Annotated in this window: 25 protein-coding genes; 21 read left to right on the forward strand and 4 right to left on the reverse strand. The window is 54.0% G+C overall.

The window, feature by feature from the left end; translation table 11 throughout:
• Nucleotides 1-25: 25 nt before the first annotated feature.
• The 12 genes from FFA38_RS02400 to FFA38_RS02455 all read left to right on the forward strand — a co-directional run bounded on the left by FFA38_RS02400 (nucleotide 26) and on the right by FFA38_RS02455 (nucleotide 9,099).
• Nucleotides 26-865: a ParA family protein gene (locus FFA38_RS02400; RefSeq protein ID WP_138275222.1), complete on the forward strand. Its 840-nt coding sequence runs from the start codon at nucleotides 26-28 to the stop codon at nucleotides 863-865.
• On the forward strand, nucleotides 849-1,670 hold the full coding sequence (locus FFA38_RS02405; protein ID WP_246030972.1) for a segregation and condensation protein A: 822 nt from the start codon (nucleotides 849-851) through the stop codon (nucleotides 1,668-1,670). The genes FFA38_RS02400 and FFA38_RS02405 overlap by 17 nt, the downstream gene beginning before the upstream one ends.
• Entirely contained in the window at nucleotides 1,660-2,250 is a 591-nt protein-coding gene (scpB, locus tag FFA38_RS02410; protein ID WP_138315418.1) for an SMC-Scp complex subunit ScpB, read from the forward strand. Before FFA38_RS02405 ends, scpB begins: the two co-directional genes overlap by 11 nt.
• Entirely contained in the window at nucleotides 2,237-3,043 is an 807-nt protein-coding gene (locus tag FFA38_RS02415) for a pseudouridine synthase (protein WP_138315419.1), read from the forward strand. Before scpB ends, FFA38_RS02415 begins: the two co-directional genes overlap by 14 nt.
• A gap of 2 nt (nucleotides 3,044-3,045) precedes the next feature.
• Nucleotides 3,046-3,408, forward strand: coding sequence for a chorismate mutase (aroH, locus tag FFA38_RS02420; RefSeq protein WP_138275225.1), 363 nt, complete (start codon nucleotides 3,046-3,048; stop codon nucleotides 3,406-3,408).
• Nucleotides 3,405-4,472, forward strand: coding sequence for a prephenate dehydrogenase (locus FFA38_RS02425; protein WP_246030973.1), 1,068 nt, complete (start codon nucleotides 3,405-3,407; stop codon nucleotides 4,470-4,472). The genes aroH and FFA38_RS02425 overlap by 4 nt, the downstream gene beginning before the upstream one ends.
• Nucleotides 4,472-5,152, forward strand: coding sequence for a (d)CMP kinase (gene cmk / locus FFA38_RS02430; RefSeq protein ID WP_138275226.1), 681 nt, complete (start codon nucleotides 4,472-4,474; stop codon nucleotides 5,150-5,152). The genes FFA38_RS02425 and cmk overlap by 1 nt, the downstream gene beginning before the upstream one ends.
• A 55-nt stretch (nucleotides 5,153-5,207) precedes the next feature.
• Complete coding sequence (gene der / locus FFA38_RS02435; RefSeq protein WP_246030990.1) at nucleotides 5,208-6,656, forward strand: ribosome biogenesis GTPase Der; 1,449 nt, start codon at nucleotides 5,208-5,210, stop codon at nucleotides 6,654-6,656.
• Nucleotides 6,657-6,671: 15 nt separating this feature from the next.
• Nucleotides 6,672-7,262 carry a CDP-alcohol phosphatidyltransferase family protein gene (locus FFA38_RS02440; protein WP_138275228.1) on the forward strand — a complete coding sequence of 197 codons (591 nt, stop codon included), beginning with the start codon at nucleotides 6,672-6,674 and terminating at the stop codon, nucleotides 7,260-7,262.
• A 27-nt stretch (nucleotides 7,263-7,289) separates the two neighbouring features.
• Nucleotides 7,290-7,742 (forward strand): FHA domain-containing protein, encoded by a 453-nt coding sequence (locus tag FFA38_RS02445; protein WP_172955987.1) that lies wholly within the window; start codon nucleotides 7,290-7,292, stop codon nucleotides 7,740-7,742.
• Nucleotides 7,742-8,440 (forward strand): transcriptional regulator FtsR, encoded by a 699-nt coding sequence (ftsR, locus tag FFA38_RS02450; RefSeq protein ID WP_216641475.1) that lies wholly within the window; start codon nucleotides 7,742-7,744, stop codon nucleotides 8,438-8,440. The genes FFA38_RS02445 and ftsR overlap by 1 nt, the downstream gene beginning before the upstream one ends.
• Before the next feature lie 110 nt (nucleotides 8,441-8,550).
• Nucleotides 8,551-9,099: a MerR family transcriptional regulator gene (locus tag FFA38_RS02455; protein ID WP_138275231.1), complete on the forward strand. Its 549-nt coding sequence runs from the start codon at nucleotides 8,551-8,553 to the stop codon at nucleotides 9,097-9,099.
• On the opposite strand, the gene FFA38_RS02460 is transcribed toward FFA38_RS02455, so the two are convergent.
• Nucleotides 9,096-10,031: a ParA family protein gene (locus FFA38_RS02460; protein WP_138315420.1), complete on the reverse strand. Its 936-nt coding sequence runs from the start codon at nucleotides 10,029-10,031 to the stop codon at nucleotides 9,096-9,098. The two genes, FFA38_RS02455 and FFA38_RS02460, sit on opposite strands and share 4 nt — an antisense overlap.
• A gap of 69 nt (nucleotides 10,032-10,100) precedes the next feature.
• Between FFA38_RS02460 and FFA38_RS02465 the strand changes: the two genes are divergently transcribed.
• From FFA38_RS02465 to def, 3 genes are all read left to right on the forward strand, one after another.
• Nucleotides 10,101-13,508, forward strand: coding sequence for a pyruvate carboxylase (locus FFA38_RS02465; RefSeq protein ID WP_138315421.1), 3,408 nt, complete (start codon nucleotides 10,101-10,103; stop codon nucleotides 13,506-13,508).
• Nucleotides 13,509-13,589: 81 nt separating this feature from the next.
• Nucleotides 13,590-14,798 carry a MinD/ParA family ATP-binding protein gene (locus FFA38_RS02470; protein WP_138315422.1) on the forward strand — a complete coding sequence of 403 codons (1,209 nt, stop codon included), beginning with the start codon at nucleotides 13,590-13,592 and terminating at the stop codon, nucleotides 14,796-14,798.
• A gap of 3 nt (nucleotides 14,799-14,801) precedes the next feature.
• Nucleotides 14,802-15,299, forward strand: coding sequence for a peptide deformylase (gene def / locus FFA38_RS02475; RefSeq protein ID WP_138315423.1), 498 nt, complete (start codon nucleotides 14,802-14,804; stop codon nucleotides 15,297-15,299).
• Here the strand turns inward: def and FFA38_RS02480 are convergent, their stop codons facing one another.
• Nucleotides 15,300-17,126 (reverse strand): AMP-dependent synthetase/ligase, encoded by a 1,827-nt coding sequence (locus FFA38_RS02480; protein WP_138315424.1) that lies wholly within the window; start codon nucleotides 17,124-17,126, stop codon nucleotides 15,300-15,302.
• 177 nt (nucleotides 17,127-17,303) lie between these two features.
• On the opposite strand from FFA38_RS02480, the gene FFA38_RS02485 reads away from it, so the two are divergent.
• From FFA38_RS02485 to FFA38_RS02495, 3 genes are read left to right on the forward strand one after another with little or no spacing between them, the layout of a single operon-like run.
• Nucleotides 17,304-18,254, forward strand: coding sequence for an ROK family glucokinase (locus tag FFA38_RS02485; protein ID WP_138315425.1), 951 nt, complete (start codon nucleotides 17,304-17,306; stop codon nucleotides 18,252-18,254).
• A 40-nt stretch (nucleotides 18,255-18,294) separates the two neighbouring features.
• On the forward strand, nucleotides 18,295-18,984 hold the full coding sequence (locus tag FFA38_RS02490; protein ID WP_138275238.1) for a lysophospholipid acyltransferase family protein: 690 nt from the start codon (nucleotides 18,295-18,297) through the stop codon (nucleotides 18,982-18,984).
• 11 nt (nucleotides 18,985-18,995) lie between these two features.
• On the forward strand, nucleotides 18,996-20,357 hold the full coding sequence (locus FFA38_RS02495; RefSeq protein WP_138275239.1) for a class II 3-deoxy-7-phosphoheptulonate synthase: 1,362 nt from the start codon (nucleotides 18,996-18,998) through the stop codon (nucleotides 20,355-20,357).
• A gap of 36 nt (nucleotides 20,358-20,393) precedes the next feature.
• Here the strand turns inward: FFA38_RS02495 and pknB are convergent, their stop codons facing one another.
• Nucleotides 20,394-22,337: a Stk1 family PASTA domain-containing Ser/Thr kinase gene (gene pknB / locus FFA38_RS02500; protein WP_138315426.1), complete on the reverse strand. Its 1,944-nt coding sequence runs from the start codon at nucleotides 22,335-22,337 to the stop codon at nucleotides 20,394-20,396.
• 103 nt (nucleotides 22,338-22,440) lie between these two features.
• Here pknB and FFA38_RS02505 point away from each other — a divergent pair, with 103 nt between their 5' ends.
• Nucleotides 22,441-22,785 (forward strand): Rv2175c family DNA-binding protein, encoded by a 345-nt coding sequence (locus FFA38_RS02505; RefSeq protein ID WP_246030974.1) that lies wholly within the window; start codon nucleotides 22,441-22,443, stop codon nucleotides 22,783-22,785.
• On the opposite strand, the gene FFA38_RS02510 is transcribed toward FFA38_RS02505, so the two are convergent.
• The gene (locus tag FFA38_RS02510; RefSeq protein WP_138275241.1) at nucleotides 22,786-23,901 is read right to left on the reverse strand and encodes a polyprenyl synthetase family protein; all 1,116 of its coding nucleotides are present in this window, start codon (nucleotides 23,899-23,901) and stop codon (nucleotides 22,786-22,788) included.
• A 72-nt stretch (nucleotides 23,902-23,973) separates the two neighbouring features.
• Between FFA38_RS02510 and FFA38_RS02515 the strand changes: the two genes are divergently transcribed.
• A complete protein-coding gene (locus tag FFA38_RS02515) occupies nucleotides 23,974-24,345 on the forward strand; it encodes a DUF3040 domain-containing protein (RefSeq protein ID WP_138315427.1) in 372 nt (123 codons plus the stop codon).
• Nucleotides 24,346-24,545: 200 nt separating this feature from the next.
• Nucleotides 24,546-24,977 carry a division/cell wall cluster transcriptional repressor MraZ gene (gene mraZ / locus FFA38_RS02520; protein WP_138275243.1) on the forward strand — a complete coding sequence of 144 codons (432 nt, stop codon included), beginning with the start codon at nucleotides 24,546-24,548 and terminating at the stop codon, nucleotides 24,975-24,977.
• The last annotated feature ends 3 nt before the right edge of the window (nucleotides 24,978-24,980 follow it).

Here is a 24,980-nt window from a genome sequence, read left to right on the forward strand (position 1 = left end):
AAGAGCGGAATTTCGGGAGGAAATCATGGCTGCAGCGAAGAAGAAACCAACGGATACTCGGTTTTCGACACCTAAGCCCCTCGTTTCGCATGGCCCAGCGCGCATCATTGCGATGTGTAACCAAAAGGGCGGTGTTGGAAAGACCACAACATCAATTAACATGTCCGCTGCGCTCGCCGAGTATGGCCGCAAGGTCCTTTTGGTGGACTTTGACCCTCAGGGTGCTCTTTCAGCGGGACTTGGCGTGAACGCCCATGATGCAACCACAATTTACGACTTGATGCTTGACCGCACTATCGATGCAAAGAGCGCTATTCAGCACACCGAAGTTCCGAATCTGGATGTGATTCCGGCAAACATTGAGCTTTCGGCAGCTGAGATGAAGTTGGTCAACGAGATTGCCCGCGAGCAAATTCTGGCAAAGATTTTGAAGCAGGTGGCCGATGACTACGACGTCATCATTGTGGACTGCCAGCCTTCACTTGGTTTGCTCACGGTAAATGCCCTTACGGCAGCTCACGGTGTGATCATTCCATTGGCCACTGAGTTCTTCGCGCTTCGCGGTGTTGCAATTCTCGAAGACATCATCAGCAAGGTTAAAGAGGGGCTGAACCCTGCACTGCAGCTCGACGGAATCTTGGCGACTATGTTTGATCCGCGTACTCTGCACTCACGCGAGGTTCTTGAGCGCCTACACGATGCCTTCGGTGAAAAAGTTTTCCGCAGTGTGATCAATCGAACCGTAAAGTTTCCTGATGCCACGGTGGCTCAATCACCAATCACTGTATTTGCACCAGATTCAGAAGCGGCAAGTTCTTACCGCACTGTAGCTAGAGAGCTTGTTTCTCGTGGCTGTGCTCCATAGCGAGAACGCGACAGAAGTAGTCGAAAAAGGCTTTGCTGTATCCCTCGGAAATTTCGAGGGGCCTTTTGACCTGCTTCTCTCGCTAATTTCCAAGCATGAGATGGACATCACCGAAATTTCGTTGAGTCGGGTCACCGACGAATTCATCTCGTACCTTAAGGGGCTAGACGACTCTGAGGAACTCGATCAAGCTTCTGAATTTTTAGTAATTGCTGCTACCTTGCTGGACCTCAAGATTGCTGGCCTGCTACCTAAGGGTGAGGTTGTTGATGCCGAAGATGTGGCGCTACTCGAGGCGCGAGACCTCCTATTTGCCCGCTTGCTTCAATACCGTGCCTTTAAGGAAATCAGTAGCTGGTTCAGCACTGCTATGGGCTTGGAGTCCAGTCGAATTGCTCGAGACGTAAGAATTGAAGAGCGGTTCCGCAAGCAAAAACCAGAGTTAGTTTGGAGTCTGACTTTGGAGGAGTTTGCCAAACTGGCCCAAGAAACTTTGACCCCAAAAGAAATCCCAACGGTTGGGTTAACTCACCTTCACGCACCGCGAGTGAGTATTCGCGAGCAGGCCAGCGAGGTAATTGCAATGTTGCGTCAAGCCTCGACTCTCACCTTCCGCGAAATTATTGGTTCAGTCCGTGACCGGGCAGTGGTTGTGGCCAGGTTTTTGGCCGTCCTTGAGCTCTATCGTCTTGCAGCGATCAGTTTTGAACAGGATGCACCCCTGGGCGACTTGAAGCTTGCCTGGCGTGCAGAGAAATTTGATGATGAACAACTAGCGACCTTAGGAGCTGACTATGACTCTTAGTTCAGATGGACGTGCAGTGCCGGCTCAAGGCGATGACCTTAGAGGTGCCGTCGAAGCTATTTTGATGGTCACCGATGTTCCGCTGACAGTAGTTGCTCTCGCTACCGCGCTTGAATGCCCGGTTAACGTGGTTCGCGACCTCATTTCTTCACTGAAACTTGACTACGATGGCACCAACGGCTCAGCCCCGAGAGGTTTTGAGCTTCGCGAAGTTGGTGGTGGTTGGCGAATCTTCGTGCGCCATGAATATGACTGGGCAGTGAAAATGTTCATCGCCAACGAGAATCCGACCAAACTGAGCCAAGCCGCTTTGGAAACTCTCGCTGTCATTGCCTATAAGCAACCGATATCTCGAGGGCAAATAGCCTCCATCCGAGCGGTAAACGTAGATTCGGTAGTCCGAACCCTTTTGAGCCGTGGGCTAATTACAGAGTTGTACACCGACTCTGAATCAGGTGCGATTCACTACGGCACAACTGAGCTTTTGCTCGAAGTGCTGGGCATCAACTCTCTCGATGAGATGCCACTTATCAGTCCATACCTACCAGACGCGAATAGTGATTTTGATGACAAACTTTAATGACGAGCCTGAGGGCGTAAGACTACAAAAAGTAATGGCTGCTGCGGGCGTTGCGTCCCGTAGGGTCTGCGAAGATTTCATTACCCAGGGTCGAGTAAAGGTAAACGGCAAGGTTGTTACCGAGCTTGGAACCAGGATCAACCCTGAGGTGGACAAGGTCACCGTGGGTGGGACCCCGATTCAGTTGGACAACTCGCGTGTGTACCTGGCGCTGAACAAGCCGCGCGGAGTAGTTAGCACCATGGCAGACGAAAACGGTCGCCCCGACCTTACTCAGTTTGTGATTGGCTACGATCGGGTTTTCAATGTCGGACGTCTGGATTCAGAGACCACCGGTTTGATCATTATGACCAACGATGGCGACCTGGCACACAAACTAGCGCACCCCAAGTTCGGTGTGACCAAGACATACGTTGCCCGCGTTGAGGGAGTAGTTACTCCATCGATTATTCACAAGCTGTTGAGCGGTTTTGAACTCGAGGACGGCTTTATTAAGGCTGACAAAGCGCACATTGTTGATGTTCAGCCCGAAGAGAGCTTGGTTGAAATTGTCCTGCACTCAGGGCGAAACCGAATTGTTCGACGAATGTTTGACTTTGTCGGGCATCCGGTAGTCGGCCTCGTTCGCCGCCAATTTGGCCCAATTCAGCTTGGCCCGCTCAAAGAGGGTCGTGTCCGCGAACTCAGTAAAATAGAGGTTGGCGCTCTACTAAAGGCCGCCGAGGGTAAGCAGGAGCGTGCACCAAGGCCGCCGAAAGGTCAAAAGGCAGCTCCAAGGCAGAAGAGGCGGTAATTATGGCGATTAGGGCTATCCGTGGCGCAGTTCAAATTGATTCCGATGAGCGTGAGCACCTTCTGAAATCCACTGCTGAACTTTTGACCAAGACGCTTCATGCCAATGACATCGATAATGGTCAGCTGGTCTCGATTTTGTTCACAGCAACGCCAGACATTACGAGTGAGTTTCCGGCTGTTGCGGCTCGGTCAATCGGCTTGACCGATGTCCCACTGATGTGTTTTGTCGAGATGGATGTAAAGCACGCGCTGCCTCGAACTATTCGCATCATGATTACAGCCGACCTAAACAAGAGTCGCGCCGAGATTCAGCACATTTACCTTCGCGGTGCCACTGCACTTCGATCGGACATCGCTCAGTGAACCACCTAACCGGCACGGTCCGGATAGTTGGTGCTGGTTTGCTAGGAACCAGCATCGGTTTGGCATTGACGAAGCAGGGGTTCGACGTCGTAATTTCTTCGCAATCCCCAAAGAGTGTCGATTTGGCTGTCGGCTACGGTGCGGGGCGAGTAGCAACAGAAACTGATTTGCCAGAGCTTATTGTGGTGTGCGTGCCTCCAGCTATGACTGCAAAAATCGTCGCGGATGAGTTGGTGCGCTACCCAAACGCGGTGGTCACTGATGTTGCCAGCGTAAAGGGTTCAGTTTTGCACGAACTTCAGGCCTCGGGCACTCCGCTCGAGCGCTATGTTGGTTCGCACCCGATGGCCGGCCGCGAGCGTGGAGGAGCGATTTCTGGACGTGCTGATTTGTTTGTTGGTCGCCCTTGGGTCATCGCCTCGCACGCTGGTGCAGATGACCGTGGCGTCGATTTAGTTGCCGATCTTGCATCGCACCTCGGATCCGCTGTGGTGCGCGTCGGCACCAAAGAACATGATCGGGCAGTAGCACTGGTCTCGCACGTGCCCCAGTTGGTGTCCAGCTTGTTGGCTGCCCGATTGGCAACGGCCGCGACTGAAGACATAGCTTTGGCAGGTCAAGGGCTACGCGACACAACTCGCATCGCGGCCAGCGACCCTGAGCTTTGGCTTCAGATTCTCGAGGCAAACGCCGATGAGGTGCTGCCGCTCTTGAAGGGATTTGCCGCTGACCTTTCCTCACTTATTTCAGGTTTCGAAGTTCGAGAGCCGCAGGCGCAAATCCGTGCAGTGATGGAAGCCGGCAACATCGGTGTGGGGCGCATCCCAGGCAAGCACGGTGGTAAACACACGAACTACGCTCAGGTAATCGTTATGGTCGATGACCGTCCGGGAGAACTTGCTCGTCTGCTAACCGAAGTCGGTGAGATCGGAATCAACCTCGAGGAATTGCAACTCGAGCATTCGCCGAGTGCCCAAATTGGTCTAGCTGAGCTCTACGTTGCCCAAACTGAGGCAGAAAGATTGACCGCTGACCTCGTTGCGCGCGGCTGGAGAATTGCCTAGTGGACAAGTTTGTAGTTGCAGTTGATGGACCAGCTGGATCGGGAAAATCGAGTGTCAGCAAGCAGGTCGCTAGGCAACTTGGTTACGGGTACTTGGATACCGGTGCTGCCTACCGCGCTTTAGCCTGGGCTGTGTTGAATTTGCCAAATTTCAAGGGGCTTGACCTGGCCAATGCAGATTTGGGTCGCGAGTTTGATTACTCAATTTCACTGGATCCAGATCTTTATTCGGTGTCCGTGGCCGGCCACGATGTTACCGCTGCCATTCGTGACAGTCAGGTTGCCGAATACGTATCGCAGGTAGCTAAGTTGCCAAACGTCAGAGCGTTCATGAAATTACTCACGCAGCGGCTCGTTCTCAGCGCCAGTCAGCCCGGCGTAGTCGTTGAGGGCAGAGACATCACAACGGTGGTTTTGCCTGAAGCGCAATTAAGAATTCTCATGACAGCCAGTGAAGCCGTTAGACTTAACCGACGTGCTGCTGAACTTTCCGAAGTTTCGGCGGCCAGCCTAAAGCGTCAAGTATCAGAACGTGACGCCAGCGACTCCAGTGTCGTTGACTTTATGACTCCGGCACCCGGAGTCCAATTAGTGGATTCAACTGATCTCAACTTCAACCAGACGGTCTCAGCCGTTCTGGCATTGGTAGACCAGAGGAAGCCTAAGGAAACCAATGAGTGAACAAGAATTTAATGCCGAACCGGTGAATCCCGAGTTCGTAGAGCGGCTCAAAAACATGAGCACCGTTGAAGAAGAGACTCGCGTTCGTGCTTTGCGCACCGGGCTTGACGAGTACGACCTTGATGATGAAGACCTCGACGTTATCGACTCAGATGATGACTTTGAAGATGGGCCGCGCTACCTGCCAGCCCTGCCGGTGCTCGCAATCGTGGGGCGTCCAAACGTCGGTAAATCTGCTTTGGTGAACCGAATCCTCGGTCGACGCGAAGCCGTTGTCGAAGACAAGCCTGGTGTTACCCGTGACCGCGTTTCGTACAAGGCTGAGTGGAACGAACGTAAATTTACCCTTGTTGACACTGGTGGTTGGGAGCCGGATGCCAAGGGTATCGATCGCTCGGTAGCTCTGCAGGCAGAAATCGCAGTTGAGCTTGCCGACGCTGTCTTGTTTGTTGTCGATGCCATGGTTGGTGCAACCAGCACCGATGAGCGCGTTGTGAAAATGTTGCGCGCTTCGGGCAAGCCGGTAATTTTGGTCGGAAACAAAATCGATGATGTACGTCAAGAGCCAGAGGCTGCAGGTCTTTGGGGTCTTGGGCTAGGGGAGCCTTATCCGGTTTCGGCCCTGCACGGTCGTGGTGTTGCAGACATGCTGGATGCTGCTATGGCGGTTCTTCCTAAGGTTTCTGGCGTTGCCAAAGAAGAGTTCGGCGGACCACGTCGAGTCGCTCTCATCGGACGCCCAAATGTTGGTAAGTCATCCTTGCTCAACAAAGCTGTTGGCTCTGAGCGAGCAGTAGTCAACGATCTGGCTGGAACTACCCGTGACCCAATCGATGAGCAGGTAGAACTTGGTGGAAAGGTTTGGCGTTTCGTAGACACAGCCGGAATCCGTCGTCGTGTTCACCTAACCCAGGGTGCCGACTTCTACGCGTCGTTGCGCACCGCTGCCGCACTAGAGCGTGCCGAAGTTGCCGTGGTTCTTTTTGACGTAACTCAGCCAATCAGCGAAGCAGACATTCGAATCGTCGACATGGCTCTGCAGAGTGGACGCGCACTGGTTCTTGCCTTCAATAAGTGGGACGAACTAGACGACGAGCGCCGCCGCTACCTAGAGCGTGAAATCGAGCAGGATTTGGCGCACGTTGACTGGGCCCCGCGCGTGAATATTTCAGCCAAAACCGGTCGTCACCTCGAAAAGCTTGTACCAGCCCTAGAGGTTGCGCTGGACTCATGGGACCAGCGAATCGCTACCGGAAAGCTCAACGCTTTTGTCCAAGAGTTGGCTATGGAAACTCCGCACCCGGTCCGTGGTGGCAAGCAACCAAGAATTCTCTTTGCGACTCAGGCCAGCAGCCGCCCGCCAAAGTTTGTGCTCTTTACCACCGGATTCTTGGATCCGGGTTACCGCCGCTTTATCCAGCGTCGACTCCGCGAGACTTACGGCTTCGAAGGTACGCCTATCGAAGTGGGTATGCGAGTGCGCGAGAAGCGCAAGCGCTCGTAGGAATAAAATCTGAATATGTCGGACCAGCCAGCACTTAGCCTTAGGCAGCAGTTTCTAACCCTGCCTAACCTGCTGAGTATGCTCCGGTTAGCGCTGGTTCCGGTGTTCCTTACGCTGCTTATCAACAGTCATTTTTATTCAGCGATTTTGGTATTGGCATTAGCCAGCCTCACTGATTACCTTGATGGCTTTTTTGCACGTAGATGGAATCAGGTCACCCGCCTAGGTCAGCTTTTAGATCCGGCTGCCGACCGACTCTACATATTTTCTACCCTGGTCGGGCTGGCTATCGCCGGCATCATTCCTTACTGGTTGATGTGGGTCATTATTGCCAGAGATGTGGTGCTGGCCGTTGCCTACGTGGTCTTGGCCAATCACGGATACGGCCCTCTGCCAGTACATTTCCTCGGAAAAGTAGCCACATTCTCTCTTCTCTATGCCTTTCCGTTGTTGCTTATGGCTGAGATTTGGCCCTTGATTGCCTGGCTGCTGCCGCTAGCCTGGGCCTTTGCCCTATGGGGCGTTGGGCTTTACTGGTGGGCTGGTTTTGTTTACCTGCGTCAGGTCAGATCAATCGTGAAAAATGACCCGATTGAAGTCAAGTAGGCTAATCACCGAAGGAGTATGGGGATCATGAATTTTGCAGAGTTGGGCTTTGGGGGCTCTTCAGATGAAGTTGGGTCAACCCTGCGTTTTAACGAAGACCTTTTGGCTCAGATGGGGCCCTCTTTATCAAACGACGAAGAAGCTGCCATCGGTGCATTGCCTTCTGGATCAGCGCTTCTTATCGTCAAGCGCGGCCCGAACGAGGGTTCTCGCTTTTTGCTAGATCAGAACGTCACGACCATTGGTCGCCACCCAAATGCTGACATTTTCCTTGACGACGTCACTGTTTCGCGACGCCATGCTGAATTCCACCGCGATGGGGCAGTGTTTGAGGTTAAGGACCTCGGCTCATTGAATGGAACTTACTTCGATGGTCAGCGCATTGATGCGGCCAGACTAGTCGACGGGTGCGAAGTTCAAATCGGCAAGTTCCGGTTGACCTTCTACGCTTCACGAGCAGATCTTGGTCAGGTGAACTAGTGGCTGAGGTAGCTCCGGCAAGCATTTTTTCTGCGCGGCAGGTAAAACTTTTCAACATTGGTCAGGTGCTGGCTGTTCTCAATCCAGACTTTCCTGATCTGACCCCTTCAAAACTCAGATTCCTAGAGGAACAGGGTTTGATTTCGCCTCAACGAACTAATTCGGGCTACCGCAAGTTCACCGAACTAGACATTGAGCGGATTCAGATTGTTCTCGAACTGCAGCGTGATCAGTACCTGCCTCTGAGGGTAATTCGCACCTATCTAGCTGACTTGGATGCAGGTAAGCAGCCAACCCTGCCTGGTAGCGGTGCCGCACCGCAATTGGCATCTTCGCGCAATCGAAAATTTACTCGTATCGAGGTCATCACCGAAACCGGAATTACCGACGGTTTGATCGCTGAGGCGCAGGATGTTTCGCTGATTGGTCAAGAGCCCTTTGAAGCCACCGACCTAGAGATTGCCAAGTCAATCGTGCACCTGCAACGATTTGGAATTTCACCAAGGCACCTGCGCGGACTCAAAGCCTCTGCTGACCGAGAAATCGGAATCATTGAGGGCGTTGTGGCGCCGGTCCTTAGTAAAAAAGACACCGGTAGCCGGTCTCGCGCGGCTCACTATGCGGCAGAAATCGAGAGTCAATTTTCGGCTATCCGCTCCGAGCTAATCCGCGCCGTCGTAGACAAGATTGACGGCTAAAAAACCGCCTCTAGACCGCGACACGCCGAGGGTTTAAATTAACAGAGCATAGGGCCTATCAAGGGCAACAATTAAACCTGTACTTGAACGTTAACTAGAGAGGAGCAGAAATGTCTGAGCACGAATCTGAAACCCAGATCGACTACTCACAAAACATGCTCTTCACCGACGGTTTGCCTTCAAGTGACCCAAAAGTTGGCTACCGCGGCACCTCTGCTGCTGCAGCTTGCGGAATTAGCTACCGCCAGCTTGATTACTGGGACCGCACAGGATTGGTTCAACCAAGTGTTCGCGGTGCGGCAGGTTCTGGTTCACAGCGTCTATACGCCTTCCGCGACATTTTGGTTTTGAAGCTGGTCAAGCGCCTGCTTGACACTGGAGTTTCGTTGCAGCAGATTCGCGTTGCTGTAGATCAGCTGCACGCTGCTGGTATCCGTGACCTGGCTGAAATCACATTGATGTCTGACGGTTCGAGGGTTTACCTTTGCACCACCCAAGACGAAGTGATGGACCTATTGGGCCGAGGCCAAGGTGTATTTGGTATTGCCGTTGGTCGAGTGCTCCGCGAGGTTGAAGCCAGCCTCAGCAGCATAAAAGAAAATCACATCGATGACCTGGATGAACTTTCAGCTCGTCGTCAAAGCAAAAAAGCTGTCTAGCTTTCCTCTCGGCGACTAACCGATTCGGCGGTGTCGCTCAAAAGCGCCTCAACATCCTCGGTTAGCTCAGCCTGATGCTTCTGTCCGCGCATGATTTTACGAAATTTGGTAAATTTAGATGCTTTTGCCCGAGTTCGTTTGATGTCCCGCTCCGCAAATGAGCTCTCGATGAAATCTAGGATGGACTCAAATTCGATAGCTATGTTCCTTGCGCCCTCACCCGGCCAAGTGTGAATTGGCCTTGCGGCGCCCTGGGCCTGCTGGATGGTCGATTTCTCTTCCAGTTGGACTTCTAGAACCGCGTTCCCAAGCATGTTTTTGAGCTCCTGGATGCGGAAGTCATGCTCACGCGAGAGTGGTCGCAGTCGATTGATTAGCACCCCGACCGAGTGGAGCCTCGGGGAAATATCTCTGCGAAGTTCCTCGATGGCTCGCAGCGCGCGCTCGGCTGCCACCACTGAAAAAATTGAAGGCTCCGAAACCACCAGCACGCGGTCGCTAGCAACCCAGGCAGTTCGGGTGAGGCCATTCATCGATGGAGGGGTATCGATCAGTACCAAATCGTAGTCATTCTCTACCCTGGAAAGCGCTTCCTCGAGCTTCCAGACTTCTCGAACAGTTGGGCTAGGAACGTCAAAAACCAAGGCTCGGGGGCTGCCAATCATTACATCTATGTGACCAGACTGAACTTTGCCCCAACTACTCGGTACGATTGACTCAAGCACGACGTTGTGCCGGGGATTCTTCAGTACATCAGCAACGGTGGCTTTTGAAGCTCCAATGGCGCCTAACCCAGTCGATGCATCGCACTGCGGGTCAAGGTCTACTACTAAAGTCCTTAGCCCTCGAGCAAAAGCAGCTGAAGCCAGACCAAGAGTAATGGTGGTCTTGCCGACGCCTCCCTTTAGGGAGCTGACGCTAAGTACATGCACAGAAATAGGCTACCTTTTTATTTAGAGCGCCATGCACCCATGTTCGCCAATACGACGCTTGAGGAACTAATGTTCAAGAAGATTCTGGTCGCCAACCGAGGCGAAATTGCCGTTCGCGCTTTTCGCGCCGCTTATGAGCTAGGCGCTAAGACTGTTGCCGTATTTCCTTATGAGGACCGCAACTCAACTCACCGTCTAAAAGCAGACGAGGCTTACCAGATTGGTTCAGTCGGTCACCCGGTCCGGGCTTACCTAGACGTTGCTGAAATCATCCGGGTTGCAGTCGAGTCAGGCGCTGACGCAATTTACCCTGGTTACGGCTTCTTGTCTGAGAACCCTGAATTAGCCGAGGCTGCAAAAGCCCACGGAATCACCTTTATTGGTCCGTCTTCTGATGTTCTTGAAATGGCCGGCAACAAGGTAATTGCTAAAGAGGCGGCAATTCGCGCTGGCGTCCCGGTTCTAAAGTCTTCACCCTCTTCAGCAAACGTTGATGAGTTGCTTGGCTTGGCCGGGGACATTGGTTTTCCGATCTTCGTTAAGGCCGTTGCCGGCGGTGGCGGTCGAGGCATGCGCCGCGTTGCTGAAGAAAAGGACTTGCGTGCAGCTCTGGTAGAGGCGTCACGTGAGGCCGAGAGCGCATTCGGCGATGCTCGAGTGTTCCTAGAGCAGGCTGTTCTTCGCCCACGACACATCGAAGTTCAGATTCTTGCCGACACCCAGGGCAACGTTGTCCACCTATTTGAACGCGATTGCTCGATTCAGCGCCGTAACCAGAAGGTTGTGGAGATTGCTCCAGCGCCGCTCATCGATGACGAACTGCGTAAAACCCTTTACCGCGATGCTGTGGCATTTGCGAGCCAAATCGGTTACCAGAACGCCGGTACCGTCGAGTTCTTGATTGACACAGTAGGTGCCAATGCAGGCAAGCACGTGTTTATCGAGATGAACCCACGTATTCAGGTTGAGCACACGGTCACCGAAGAGATCACCGATGTCGACCTAGTTCAGAGCCAGATGCGCATTGCATCAGGGGAGTCCCTAGGTGACTTGGGGCTGACCCAAGACAAAATCCAGATGCATGGATTTGCTGTTCAGTGCCGAATCACTACCGAAGACCCATCACAGAACTTCCGTCCAGACACCGGAAAGATCACTACATACCGCTCGCCGGGTGGTGCGGGTATTCGCTTGGACGGCGGAACGGTTTCAACCGGCGCCGAGGTAAGCCCATACTTCGACTCGATGCTGGTGAAGCTAATTGCAACTGGTCGCGACTTCAAGTCGGCTGTTACCCGCGCAAAGCGTGCGCTCGCCGAATTCCGTATTCGCGGCGTCTCGACCAACATTGCATTCATGCAGGCTGTGCTTGCCGACCCAATTTTTGAAACCGGTGATTTGAGTACCTCATTCATCGATGAGCACCCAGAGCTATTTACGGCCAAGGCATCTCAGGACCGCGGAACCAAGATTTTGTCTTGGCTAGCCGATGTAACGGTCAACCAGCCAAACGGTCCTCGAGCCGGTCACGTAAGCCCAGCCCTAAAGTTGCCAAAGGTAGACCTTTCGGTGCCGGCACCGGCTGGTTCACGTCAGCGGTTGCTAGAGCTTGGACCAGAGGGCTTTGCCAAGGCTCTGCGCGAGCAGACCACAGTAGCTATTACTGACACCACCTTCCGTGATGCACACCAGTCGCTTTTGGCAACCCGTGTGCGCGGACGCGACTTAGTGCAGGTTGCACCTTATGTTGCGCGCCTAACTCCCCAGCTGCTCTCGGTTGAGGCCTGGGGTGGCGCAACCTATGACGTTGCCCTGAGATTCTTGGGCGAAGACCCATGGGAGCGTCTAGCTGCCCTGCGAGCAGCGATGCCTAACCTTTGCATCCAGATGTTGCTTCGCGGCCGCAACACCGTGGGCTACACCCCTTACCCAACCGAGGTTACCGAGGCGTTTGTGGCCGAAGCAGCCGCAACCGGCGTTGACATCTTCAGAATCTTTGACGCCTTGAACGACGTTGACCAGATGAAGCCAGCGATTGATGCAGTGCTCAAAACCAAGACTGCTGTTGCTGAAGTTGTGCTGTGCTACACAGCCGACCTGCTGGACCCAGATGAGAAGCTCTACACACTTGACTACTACTTGAACCTGGCCGAGCAGATTGTCGCTGCAGGTGCCCACATCATTGCGATCAAGGATATGGCAGGCCTGTTGCGGCCAGCTGCCGCTGAGAAGCTCGTCAGCGCCCTTCGCGAACGTTTTGACCTTCCGGTTCACCTACACACCCACGACACCGCTGGCGGTCAGCTAGCCACCCTTATGGCGGCTATCAACGCCGGTGCAGACGCGGTTGACGTTGCCTCAGCGCCAATGGCCGGCACGACCAGCCAGCCATCTGCTTCAGCGCTGGTTGCAGCGCTTGCTCACACCAGCAAGGACAGCGGAATTCCACTTGCTGCCGTTGCTGAACTAGAGCCTTACTGGGAAGCAGTGCGCAAGGTTTACGCCCCGTTCGAATCTGGTCTTCCTGGCCCGACCGGACGCGTTTATCACCACGAAATTCCGGGCGGACAGCTGTCGAACCTTCGCCAGCAGGCAATTGCACTTGGACTGGGGGACCAGTTCGAGAAGGTTGAGAACATGTACGCGGCCGCAAATGAGATTTTGGGTCGCCCAACCAAGGTGACTCCATCTTCAAAGGTGGTTGGCGACTTGGCACTCCACCTGGTTGCCGTAAATGCAGATCCAGCTGATTTTGCTGAAAACCCTCAGAACTACGATGTTCCTGACTCGGTTGTCGGTTTCATGGCCGGAGAACTCGGTGACCTGCCGGGTGGTTGGCCGGAGCCTTTCCGCACCAAGGTCTTGCAGGGTAAGAACATCAAGTTCGGGGTTACTCCCGTCAACGAGACTGATTTGGCTGCGCTTCAGGGTGCCGATTCTGCGCTTCGCCGTTCTACCCTGAACAGACTATTGTTCCCAGCTCCGACCGCAGAGTTCTTGAAGTCACAGGAAACCTTCGGCAACCTCGACCAGATTGACACTGTCGACTACCTGTACGGTCTTGAAGCCGGTGCAGAACACGTTGTTCAGATCAGTCGCGGTGTTCAAATTTATGTTGGCCTAGAGGCAATCGGTACCCCTGACGCAAAGGGTTTCCGCACTGTCATGGCTACTTTGAACGGCCAGCTGCGCCCAATCAACATCCGCGATCGAAAGGTCGCGGTTGACACTGTTCAAGCTGAGAAGGCTGACGCAGGAAACTTGGGTCACGTCGCGGCTCCATTTGCGGGTGTGGTTACTTTGGCAACCGTTGAGGGAACCCACGTTGAAGTTGGTCAGCCTGTGGCAACCATCGAGGCGATGAAGATGGAAGCGACCATTACCGCGAGCGTTGCCGGTGTAGTCAAGCGTTTGGCTGTATCGAAGACCCAATCGGTTGATGCAGGCGACTTGATTCTGGTTGTTGAGCCAGAGTAACCCTCACTCAATTTCGTTCTAGTCGTTAGACTGTCTAAGCGCTTAGGTTCGTTTGCGCTGACCAAAACATAGGAGTTCACAGTGTCAATTTGGGAGAAAAAACCTGAAGACGGTCAGAGTGACTTTCTAGCACCTCGTCCGGCAGCTGAAGAGACGCCAGTGCGCTCTCACTCACTTGCTGAAGTAGCCGTTGACGCTGGATCCATTGATGTGTCACCGGGAACCTCATCGATTGAGATTGTTGCCGAAGAGCCGCGATTTACCCGCGAGGTTGAAGTTGCCGACCCTAACGCGACCCGACGTTCAAACTACTCCCGCCGCGACAGCCTACGCGGAGAAGTTTTTGACCAGCCAGAACCTGCCGCAATGCTCACCGCGGATCGTCTGCTTGATGGCAGTGCACGTAACCGTCCAGCGCCAGAAGCCGGATTCCGTCGCTTCCTCTACTTCTTGAGCCTAAAAACCATCAATCTTGGCGACTCACTCGCTGTGCGTGAGCGAAAGGCAGTTGATGCTCGAATTGGTGCGCCACTAGAGGGCGGTGCCCGATTTGTTCCAGTGCTTACTCGCAAGGGCGGCGTTGGAAAGACCACCGTAAGTACGCTCCTCGGTATGGCGCTAGCTCTAGCCCGCGAAGACCGCATTATTGCCATCGATGCAAACCCTGACCGCGGAACCCTTGCGGAGCGCGTCAGTAAGTCGACCCGCTTTACTGTTCGTGACGTAGTGAACCGTGCGGCAGCGGTCGATGGCTTCACTGACTTCTCAACCATGGTCTCGCGAGATGTTACCCGCCTAGACGTTTTGGCGTCTGACTCAGACCCAATGCTTTCAGAAGCTTTCGACGAGGGTGACTACAACGTGGTTGCCGATATGGCCGCCCGCTACTACTCAATCGTGCTAACTGACTGTGGTACCGGTATCGTTCACTCAGTCATGCGCCCGACTCTGCAGCGCGCTAATGGTTTGGTCATTGTCTCTGGTGGATCTGTTGACGAGGCTCGTTTGGCGTCGGAGACCCTAACCTGGCTGGAAGCCAACGGTTACGGCGATTTGGTTCGTAATGCCATCGTTGCTCTGAACACGGCTACCCAGGCCACTCAGCTGGTAAAGCTTGACGAAATTGAACAGCACTTCAAAACCCGCGTGCGCGCAGTGGTTCGCATTCCTTACGACCCTGCGCTAGCCGCCGGTTCTGTAATCAAGTTTGCCGACCTAAAGAAGGGCACTCGCGAGGCAGCACGTGAGCTAGCTGCACTCCTGGTGGACTCACTAAACAACCCAAACTAATCGATGGCAGTGCGTGAAATACGCCTATTTGGCGACCCCGTTTTAAAAACGGTATCTGATCCGATTGCGAGTTTTGATGCAAAAACTCGTGCACTAATTGAGGATTTGCTCGACACCACCAAATTGCCTGGCCGAGCGGGTGTGGCCGCGCCTCAAATCGGTGTGAATCTGCGGGCCTTTAGTTACAACATCCACGGAGATGTCGGCTACCTAATCAATCCGGTCCTGACCGAACTCAGCGGCGAGAAGGTTTTGCTGGACGAGGGGTGTCTATCGGTGCCTGGGCTTTGGCACAAAACTCCGCGATGGCAGTTTGCTCGGGCTGAGGGTCTCGATCTTGATGGTAACCCGATAGAGGTTAGCGGTTCCGGGCTTATGGCTCAGGCGCTTCAGCACGAGTGCGATCACCTCGACGGCTTGGTTTATCTTGACCGACTTGAGTCAGACGAACGCAAAAATGCGATGCGCAATCTGCGCGCCACCGACTGGTTTATGAAGTAACTAAACCGCTTGGTTTTCTTGAGTCGCCGGCCCAGAATCGTAAATCTCTGACAGAGCCGGTGCAAAGTCACAAAGCACAGTCTCACGCTTGATCTTTAGCGATGGGGTTAGGTGCCCGCTGTCTTCGCTTAGCTCTTGGGTTAGTACTACAAATTTGCGGATCGACTCAGCCTTAGAAACCGACTTGTTTACGCGGTCTACTGCAGTCTGAATTTCAGCGATAACCGCTGGCTCCTTAGCCGCCTCGGCAAGGCTTAGGTCTTTGTTTAGGCCGTGATTAGCCAGCCACATCGGAAGCATTTCAGGGTCAAGTGAAATCAGGGCCGCCACGAAAGGCTTCTGATCTCCGACCACAATTGCCTGTCCGATTAGTGGATTGGCGCGCAGCGGGTCTTCGAGCGGCGCTGGTGCAACGTTTTTTCCACCGGCGGTGACGATCAATTCTTTCTTTCGGCCGGTAATGCTCAAGAAGCCGTCTTCATCCAGTTCACCGATGTCGCCGGTCTTGAACCATTCGCCCTCCATGGTGGCTGCAGTGGCTGCAGGGTTTCGCCAGTAACCACGCATGATGTTGATTCCGCGAAGCCAGATCTCGCCGTCCTCGGCAATCTTGATGCCGGTGCCCGGCAACATACGACCAACCTTGCCGATTTTCAGCGAGTTTGGGCGACCAATCATGGCCGGTGCGGTGGTCTCAGTGAGTCCGTAGCCCTCGAGCACAATGAGTCCAATTGCGCGATAGAAGTGGCCAAGGCGCGCACCCAGTGGGGCACCACCCGAAACCGCGTAGTCAACGCGGCCACCCATAGCAGCGCGAAGTTTTTTGTAAACCAAAACATCGAAAAGCTTGTGTTGAATCTTCAGGCCAAGGCCTGGGCCCTTTGGTGTGTCCAGCGCCTTTGAGTAGGCAATCGCGGTGTACGCCGCCTTGCGGAAAATGTTGCCCTTGCCGGCTGCCTCAGCTTTCTGCTCGGCTGAGTTGTAAACCTTTTCAAACACGCGAGGAACTGCCAAAAGGAAGTGAGGTTTGAAACTAGCCATCGCCGGGCCGACATTCTTGGAATCAGGTTGGTGGCCAACCTTAACGCCTCCGTGAACGGCCAGCACTGAGATGAATCGGGCGAATACGTGTGCCAGAGGAATGAAGAGCAATGTGCTGTTTCCCTCTTTGACAACCATCGGAAGTTCGAGAGTCGCGTTTTTGCTCAGTTCGACGAAGCCGCGGTGAGTTAGCTCACAACCCTTTGGTTTGCCGGTGGTACCCGAGGTGTAGATTATGGTCGCGAGATCTGACAGTTTTGGAATCCGGCGGCGAGCTTGCACTTCGTCATCGGTGACGGATCTGCCTTCTCTAACCAGTAGTTCAATGTCTCCGTTGTCGATGGTCCAAACTTGGCGGCACAGGGGAGCACTTGCCATAATTTCTTGGAATCGGGCCTTGTGCTCGTCGTTCTCGACGAAAAGCGCCACGCAGTCGGAGTCTGACAAAATCCATTCGATTTGGCTTGGTGCTGAAGATTCGTAGACCGGAACCGATACTGCGCCGATATACCAAATCGCAAAATCCAGAACGGTCCACTCGTAGCGGGTGCGGCTCATGATGCCAACAGCTTGCCCAGGCTGGATTCCAGCTGCGATAAGGCCCTTGGCGACGGAGATAACCTGCTCTTCAAAAGCCTTAGCAGAAACGTCTTCCCATTGGCCGGGTGATGACTCGATGGCAAAGAGTGGAAGATTTGGGGTCTTTTGTGCTCGATTCGCTAAAAGATCCGAGATGTTTTCTGACTCGTCTGAGACAACAATTGGTGCAACATCGTAAGTCTTCATTGACCCCTCCAGGCTCGATACTTTCCATAACTCTACTTGTCGTTTTCACTAATTTTGCACTGATTAGGCCAATCGTTTTTGCCGCCCAAGCTAAACTTTTACGAAGCGAATGGCCAAGTGGCCTGAGAGGGAGATTTTTCCCTCTAAATCAAGCAGTTCGGACACCTAGAGGACACCATGTATTCAATCGGAATTGACATCGGCGGAACCAAAATTGCGGGTGCCCTGGTCGATGAGTCCGGCCAAATCGTGAATGAACTTCGAGTACCGACCCCGGTTGAAGATCCGGCTGCGTTGGTTGATGCAGTTGTTGGTGTGATCAGTGAACTGCGCAATGGCCACGAAGTCCTTGGGGCCGGAGTCGCAATGGCCGGCTTTATCGATGCAGCCCAATCGGCTGTTATCTACGGCACTAACTTTGGCTGGAAGAACTACCCGCTTAAGGCTGAAATTGAAGCCAAGCTCGACATTCCGGTAATTATCGAGAATGATGCCAACGCTGCAGCTTGGGCGGAGTACCGATTCGGTGCCGGCAAGGGCTTCCAGCACATGGTCATGCTAACCCTGGGAACTGGCGTTGGCGGTGCAGTCATCGTTGACGGGCGTATGCTTCGCGGCGGTTTTGGAGTGGCCGGTGAACTCGGGCACATGCGCGTTGTTCCAAACGGCGTTGAATGTGGCTGCGGGCAACGCGGCTGCATCGAGTCTTATGCCTCGGGTACAGCGCTGGTTAGAACCGCCCGCGAATTGGTCGCCTCGGGTGACCCGCTCGGTGCTCGACTAGGTGAGCTGGCCGACCAGGCTGGTGAACTAACCGGTGTTCAGGTTTACGAGGCAATCCTCGAGGGTGATGCCGGAGCCAGAAAGCTGTTGGCTGATGTCGGCTCTTGGACTGGCCAAGCCATTGCCTCACTTAGCGCAATCCTTGACCCGCAGATCGTGGTGATCGGCGGCGGCGTGAGCGCTGCAGGTGAATTACTGTTGGGCTCAATTCGAGACGCCTACCGCAAGCACATGCCAGCAGCTGGTTTTAGGCCAGAACTCAAAATTGTGACAGCCGAATTTGTGAATGATGCGGGTGTGGTCGGTGCCGCTGACCTGGCCCGAGTCTCACTAGCCTCGAGATAAACTAGAAGTTCACCTAGGTACCGAGAAAGGGGATCAGGCTGTGGCGTACTTTATTTTCAAAACCCTGATTCTCGGCCCACTGCTGCGTGTTCTTTTTAGGCCATGGGTGCGCGGAATGGAGAACATTCCAAGCACCGGAGCAGCGATTTTGGCATCCAACCACCTTTCGTTTTCGGATTCCATCTTTTTGCCATTGCAAACACGACGCCCTGTTGTTTTCTTGGCCAAGAGTGAGTACTTCACCGGCAAGGGCATCAAGGGTGCTTTGGTTCGCTGGTTCTTCAAGTCAACTGGGCAGTTGCCGATCGACCGTTCGGGCGGAAAAGCTTCTGAGGCGTCGTTGAATACCGGCCTAGGAGTGCTTGGCCAGGGACAATTGCTGGGCATTTATCCAGAGGGCACTAGAAGCCCAGATGGACGGCTTTACCGTGGGCGAACCGGAATTGCTCGCATGGTCCTGGAGGCCAAAGTGCCAGTGATTCCGGTGGCGATGATTGACACCGAGAAGGTGCAGCCAATCGGTCAGCGTATGCCGAAAATTCGACGCATCGGTATTGTGGTGGGAGAGCCTTTGGATTTCTCCAGATTTGATGGCATGGAGGGTGACCGCATTGTCTTGCGCGCCGTCACCGATGAAATCATGTACGAATTGCAAAAACTAAGTGGCCAAGAGTACGTCGATGCCTACGCATCGTCAGTAAAAGAAAAACGAGCTCGTCTCGCAAGGTAGAAAGTAGCAAAATGAACGAACATGTAGTTGCGCCGGATCCAGCTGTACTTGCCGGGCTCGACAACTATCTAAAGTTGCCTGCAGCTCAGCAGCCATCATGGCCTGACGCTGCCGCGGTTGCTGACGTTCGTGCGGAACTTGCAACCTTGCCACCTTTGGTTTTTGCCGGTGAAGTAGACATTTTGCGTGATCGCCTCGCTCAGGCCGCTTCTGGCAAGGCGTTCTTGCTTCAGGGTGGTGACTGCGCCGAGACTTTTGTTGACGCAACAGCAGATCGAATTCGCAACCGAGTCAAGACCCTGCTTCAGATGGCTGTCGTTCTGACTTACGGCGCTTCGATGCCGGTTATCAAGATGGGCCGCATGGCGGGTCAGTTTGCTAAACCTCGTTCCAGCGATAACGAAACCCGTGGTGACGTTACTCTGCCTGCATTCCGAGGCGACATCATCAACGGGTACGACTTCACAGCAGAAGCACGTGTTCCAGACCCTAAGCGCATGATCAAGGCCTACAACACCTCGGCCTCTACGCTAAACCTCATTCGTGCATTCACCATGGGCGGATTTGCCGACTTGCGTTCGGTTCACGAATGGAACCGTGGATTTGCTAACAATCCAGCCAACGAACGTTACCTATCTTTGGCTCAAGAGATCGATCGTGCCATTAAGTTCATGGCTGCCTGTGGTGCAGACTTCAACGAACTTCGGACCACCGAGTTTTACGTGAGCCACGAGGGCCTATTGATGGACTACGAGCGCCCGCTCACCAGAATCGACTCACGAACCGGTAACCCTTACATCACCTCAGGTCACTTCATCTGGATTGGTGAACGCACCCGTCAGATGGACCACGCTCACGTTGATTACCTATCGCGCGTGCGCAACCCAATCGGTGTCAAACTGGGCCCGACAACTCAGGTTGAGGATGTCATTGAGCTGATTGAGAAGCTCGACCCAAACCGCGAACCAGGACGCTTGACCTTCATTACCCGCATGGGTGCCGGCAAAATCCGCGATGAATTGCCGAAGCTGGTTGAAGCGGTCCGCGACTCTGAGGCCAACCCGCTGTGGATCACCGACCCGATGCACGGCAACGGAATCACAACCAAGAATGGTTTCAAGTCTCGTCGCTTTGACGATGTGATGAACGAAGTTCAAGGCTTCTTTGAGGTTCACAAGGCTGCGGGCACATTCCCAGGCGGTGTTCACGTTGAACTCACCGGCGATGACGTTGCCGAGTGTCTTGGTGGATCAGAGCAGATTGACGAGGCGAGCCTAGAGGACCGCTACGAATCAGTTTGCGACCCACGCTTGAACCACATGCAGTCACTGGAGCTTGCGTTCTTGGTGGCTGAGCAGCTGGCCAAGAGATAAGCCAAAAAATAGACCCTACGGGGTCTATTTTTTTACCTAGCGAGAGTAAATCGTGACGGTGGAGCCGCGCTTCAAGAGCGTTCCTTCTGGGTGGCTGACGCGCTTCACTGTCACCACACCCCACTTGCTGCTGAGTTGGTTAGTGTCAATGGTCGCTTTGAAGCCGGATGATTCGAGAGCGCCTTGCGCGGCAAGAATGGTTTCACCAACAACCGCTGGTACTGCGACCAAATCTGGCCCCTTCGAAATTATCAGGGTGACATTACCGCCTGTGGTCAAAGCATCAGCTTCGGGAACCAAAGAAATCACTTGACCCGCGCTGACTGTGTCGCTGAATTCCTCAGAGATTGTCGAAACGCTAAGGCCCACGGCCTCAAGAGCTGCAACTGCAACAGCTTTGTCCAGGCCAGCAACTACGGGAATTGGCCCGAGCGAAATCTTGACGTCCACTGCAGTGCCAACTTCTACTTCTGCCTTGCCATCCAGGCTGCTGGCAAAAATTTGACCTATTGTGGCGTTGTCGAACCAGGATGAAACGGCTCCAATCCGCAGTCCGGCCTTGATCAGGGCTGCCGTGGCTTCAGCCACGTTGAGCCCGGTGATTTCTGGGACAGCCACCATTCGCTTGCCTTCGGATACGTACAGTTTGATGGCCCCTCCGAAGTGTAAGGCTCCGCTGGGCGGATCAGTCCGGGTAACTAGGCCTGCTGCCACCGAGTCACTTGTCTCGGTCAAAACCTCAAATTCAGCGCCGATAGCGTTCAGCGCTACTTCGGCTTGTTCCAGCGTGCGATTGGTAAGTTCGGGCACTGTTGCAAACCCGCCGGGGCCGCTGGAGAACCACCAGCCGGCACCAGAGCCCAGCAGAACAATCAGCACGGTCGCCAAAGCCAATCGAAGCCCGCGGCGCTTACGACCGAGCTTGACTAATCCTGAATCAGCTGCCGGCGTTAGCGAGTCCGCTGCTGCGAGATCTGAATCCAGGACCTGCGTTTGACCGAGCTCAGAAAGCACAGCTGTTTCGTTTCCGGCTAGGTTTCCGGCGGTAAAAATTTGGGTGGCGTCGGGGTCGACAGCATCGGTGGGCAAGACAGTGGTGGCGGAATTTAGGTCTACTGGGCGATCAGGGGTAAGTCTGATCGTTTGGTTCCCAGCCTTTAGCTCGGTTCTAGCCCGCTTCACCACTTCAAGTAATTCGCCGGCATCCACCGGGCGGTGGGCAGCTTCGCGCGCTGTAGCCCAAAGGACAATTTCATCGACCAGCGGGCCAACCTTCGGATTCAGCGTCGAAGGGGCTGGAACCGAGAGGTGAGCGTGTTGATAGGCAATCTGAACTGCCTGTTCACCCTTGAAAGGCTGGCTGCCGGTGAGCATCTCAAAAAGTATGATTCCAGCGGCGTAAACATCGCTCCTGGCATCGGCTGTTCCCCGGGTGATAAGTTCCGGAGACAGGTATGCCACAGTGCCAACCAGCGAACCGGTAGATGTTGCGTTGTCGATGTCTCGAGCAAGGCCAAAATCGCCCAGTTTAATGCGCCCATCATCGGCCAAGAAGATGTTTTCTGGCTTTAAGTCGCGGTGCAAAATTCCACCCCGATGAGCCGCGGCTAGGCCGGCTAGAACGGTCTCAAAAAGTTCGAGTGCCCGGGCTGGTTCGATGGCACCAAAGTCGTTTATCGCATCGCGAAGGGTGATGCCTGCAACGAACTCCATGACCATGTAGGCAATTTCGCCGTCCTCGCCCTGATCGAAGACGTTGATGAGGTTGGGGTGCGCAAGGCGGGCAGCCATCCGGGCTTCACGAATGAATTTTTCACGAAACTCGAGGTCATTGGCTAGGTGCGGGTGAATGGCTTTTAGCGCGACTTTTCGCTGTAGCCGAAGGTCTTCTGCCAGGTATACGGTGGCCATGCCTCCGCTTGCCACAATGCGCAAAACTTGGTAGCGGTCGCCAATCAGGCGCCCGATCAAATCTGCCATGGTAGGCCTCTCCGGGTTGTCTGCCGGTGTTCGGCAACTCTAAATATCATCCCACGGGCTGTGGGATTGCTGAACTTAGCTCAAGGTGTGGCAGTCTTGTCTTGTGAATGATGTTCTAGATAGTGTGACCAATTGGCTGACCGTTCCTGAAGCGGCTGAAGAACTAAATGTCCCGTTGGGCAGGGTTCGCCGCATGTTAGAAGAGCATCAGTTGATTGCCGCCAGACGGGACGGGGTCCTAAAGATTCCAGCTGAGGTTATCGTCGACGGTGAACCTCTGGCCAGCCTTCAGGGAACAATGATTGTTCTTCTGGACTGCGTCCTAACCGAGCAGGAGGCTGTCGAATGGCTCTACACCTTCGACGATTCATTGCCTGGTACCCCGATGGAGTTTCTCTTGAAAGGTCACAAATCGGCAGTTCGCCGACTTGCAATGCTGCTTGCCTAACTAGGCCTGGCGGTTAATCACCTTCAGAGCGAGTTCGCGGAGTTGATCCTTCGCACGGGCATCGATGTCCAAGGTCTGCAGGGCATTCATGCTCTCTTCTGCAAGCTCCTCAATCATTCTTTCGCTCTTGGCCAATGCACCAGATTCGGTGATGGTCCGCTGTAAGAATCCAATTTGCTCGCCATCGAGGCTTCGGCTGGTCAAAAGCTCATCAAAAATTCGTCCAACTGATGGCGTCAAGGTTTCTCTGGTCAATCCGATAAGCACGGTGCGCTTGCCTTCGCGAAGGTCATCTCCTGCGGGTTTGCCGGTGACGGCCGGGTCGCCAAAAACACCGAGAACATCATCGCGTAACTGAAAAGCCATTCCAAGGGGAATTCCAAAGGCAGATAAGCCACGGAGCAGGCCTGATCCTGCGCCTGCAAAAGCGGCGCCGATCAGCAGCGGGGCTTCGATGCTGTACTTTGCGGTCTTGTAAAGCATCACTCGATTAGCGCGCCCCACAGACTCCGAAACCGGCCTGGTCATAGCTGCATTTTCTTCGAGGACGTCAAGGTACTGGCCGGCCATAACTTCAACGCGCATTTTGCTGAACTCATTGCGGCAAGCAGCCTGAATCTCATCAGATGGAGCGTTCAGCAGCGCAGTTCCAAAAATTTCGCTGCTCCAGCCGAGCATTAGGTCGCCAACGAGCACCGATCCGGCGACACCAAAGCGCTCGTGGCTTCCGGCCCAAGAAGAGTCGGCATGCAGCAGTTCAAAGCGTTTGTGCACCGCCGGCGCGCCACGGCGGGTGTCAGATTGATCTAGGAGGTCGTCGTGAACCAGGGCGGCAGCGTGAAACATCTCTAGTGCTGCGGTGATGCCAACAATGGCCTCGGCTGACTTTTGACGTTCGGCCTCGGTCTGCTGAAACCCAGATGTGCTGAGCGCGCCAACCCATGACCAGTAGGCAAATAGAGCCCTGAAGCGCTTGCCGCCCTGCAGTAGGTCTTTTGTGTAGTCGACAAGCGGGGAGAGGTCTTCTGAGATCAGATCAAAATCTTGTCTCTGTGCTGCACAGAATTCATCCAGGTGCTCTTGAATCAGGCTAAGTAATACTTTGGTTTCGCTCACGGGAATAGCCTAACGGCCACAAGGTGTTTAGACTTTTACCAGTGGGTTTACCACACACCAAAGGAGCATCTAATGGGTCTTTCCGAGCGTGAACAACGCCTTTTGGATGAGATGGAGCGCAGTCTCTACGCGACCGACGCCGACCTTGTCTCCAAACTGAGCCGGCCAGCAACATTTTCTCCACGAAGAATCATCGGCGGTCTAGCCGTCAGCGTTATTGGTATCTCATTGCTGATAGTCGCCGTGATGCTCCAGTTTGCGCTGTTTGGTGTCGTCGGATTCCTGGTTATGCTTACCGGCCTAATCCTGGCCAGCTCGAATTCTGGTGTCGCAAAGGCTCCGTCAGTCGCTGCCTCAACCGGTAAATCAGCTCCAAAAGCCACCAAAAAAGAGTTCAACCGAAGCTTTTTTGAAGATCGCTGGGATAAACGCCAGGGCCAGTAACTGAATATCCAAAATCCACCCTTCGGGGTGGATTTTTTGGTTTAACTGGGCTTTTCCCTCCACTTGCTTAATCCCAGTAAATTACTGATACTTACAACACGCCGAACGCGAAATATCGCTGAATTTTCAGCATTTGTGGAGCAAAGTGGTGTAATGTGGAGTTAGTTAAGCATCGCGTCGATTTCGAAGGGGGAGCGCACATGTTGCTAGGTACGCACTCACCGAAACTCGACGAAAAAGGTCGCGTAATTCTTCCGGCAAAGTTCCGTGAGGAGTTGCAGGGGGGACTTGTAGTCACCCGCGGCCAAGAGAACTGCCTGTACGTATTCAGTGCAGCCGAGTTTGCCCAGGTTCATGAAAAGATCCGTCAGGCCCCGGTTACCAGCATTGAGGCTCGCAACTACCTGCGAGTTTTTCTATCAGGCGCATCAGATGAAGTTCCAGACAAGCAGGGTCGAGTAACTATCCCTGCTGCGCTGCGACAGTATGCCGGTCTTGAGAAGGACCTAGTAGTCATCGGTGTTGGTTCACGTGCTGAGATTTGGAATGCTGAAGCCTGGTCTGAGTACCTTGCCCAGCAGGAAACCGCATTCGCCAGTGTTGCTCAGGAGGTGATTCCAGGGCTTTTCTAGCCC

This window comes from Rhodoluna limnophila, from assembly GCF_005845365.1.
Classification (GTDB): Bacteria; Actinomycetota; Actinomycetes; order Actinomycetales; family Microbacteriaceae; genus Rhodoluna; species Rhodoluna limnophila.

Bases quoted from the DNA above. Each gene is read 5' to 3' on its own strand.
- der (WP_246030990.1), top strand. From the start codon at position 5,208: ATGAGCACCGTTGAAGAAGAGACTCGCGTTCGTGCTTTGCGCACCGGG.
- aroH (WP_138275225.1), top strand. From the start codon at position 3,046: ATGGCGATTAGGGCTATCCGTGGCGCAGTTCAAATTGATTCCGATGAG.
- FFA38_RS02480 (WP_138315424.1), bottom strand. From the start codon at position 17,126: ATGAAGACTTACGATGTTGCACCAATTGTTGTCTCAGACGAGTCAGAA.
- FFA38_RS02495 (WP_138275239.1), top strand. From the start codon at position 18,996: ATGAACGAACATGTAGTTGCGCCGGATCCAGCTGTACTTGCCGGGCTC.
- mraZ (WP_138275243.1), top strand. From the start codon at position 24,546: ATGTTGCTAGGTACGCACTCACCGAAACTCGACGAAAAAGGTCGCGTA.
- FFA38_RS02415 (WP_138315419.1), top strand. From the start codon at position 2,237: ATGACAAACTTTAATGACGAGCCTGAGGGCGTAAGACTACAAAAAGTA.
- pknB (WP_138315426.1), bottom strand. From the start codon at position 22,337: ATGGCAGATTTGATCGGGCGCCTGATTGGCGACCGCTACCAAGTTTTG.
- FFA38_RS02455 (WP_138275231.1), top strand. From the start codon at position 8,551: ATGTCTGAGCACGAATCTGAAACCCAGATCGACTACTCACAAAACATG.
- def (WP_138315423.1), top strand. From the start codon at position 14,802: ATGGCAGTGCGTGAAATACGCCTATTTGGCGACCCCGTTTTAAAAACG.
- FFA38_RS02445 (WP_172955987.1), top strand. From the start codon at position 7,290: ATGAATTTTGCAGAGTTGGGCTTTGGGGGCTCTTCAGATGAAGTTGGG.
- FFA38_RS02465 (WP_138315421.1), top strand. From the start codon at position 10,101: ATGTTCAAGAAGATTCTGGTCGCCAACCGAGGCGAAATTGCCGTTCGC.
- scpB (WP_138315418.1), top strand. From the start codon at position 1,660: ATGACTCTTAGTTCAGATGGACGTGCAGTGCCGGCTCAAGGCGATGAC.
- FFA38_RS02485 (WP_138315425.1), top strand. From the start codon at position 17,304: ATGTATTCAATCGGAATTGACATCGGCGGAACCAAAATTGCGGGTGCC.
- FFA38_RS02515 (WP_138315427.1), top strand. From the start codon at position 23,974: ATGGGTCTTTCCGAGCGTGAACAACGCCTTTTGGATGAGATGGAGCGC.
- FFA38_RS02400 (WP_138275222.1), top strand. From the start codon at position 26: ATGGCTGCAGCGAAGAAGAAACCAACGGATACTCGGTTTTCGACACCT.
- FFA38_RS02440 (WP_138275228.1), top strand. From the start codon at position 6,672: ATGTCGGACCAGCCAGCACTTAGCCTTAGGCAGCAGTTTCTAACCCTG.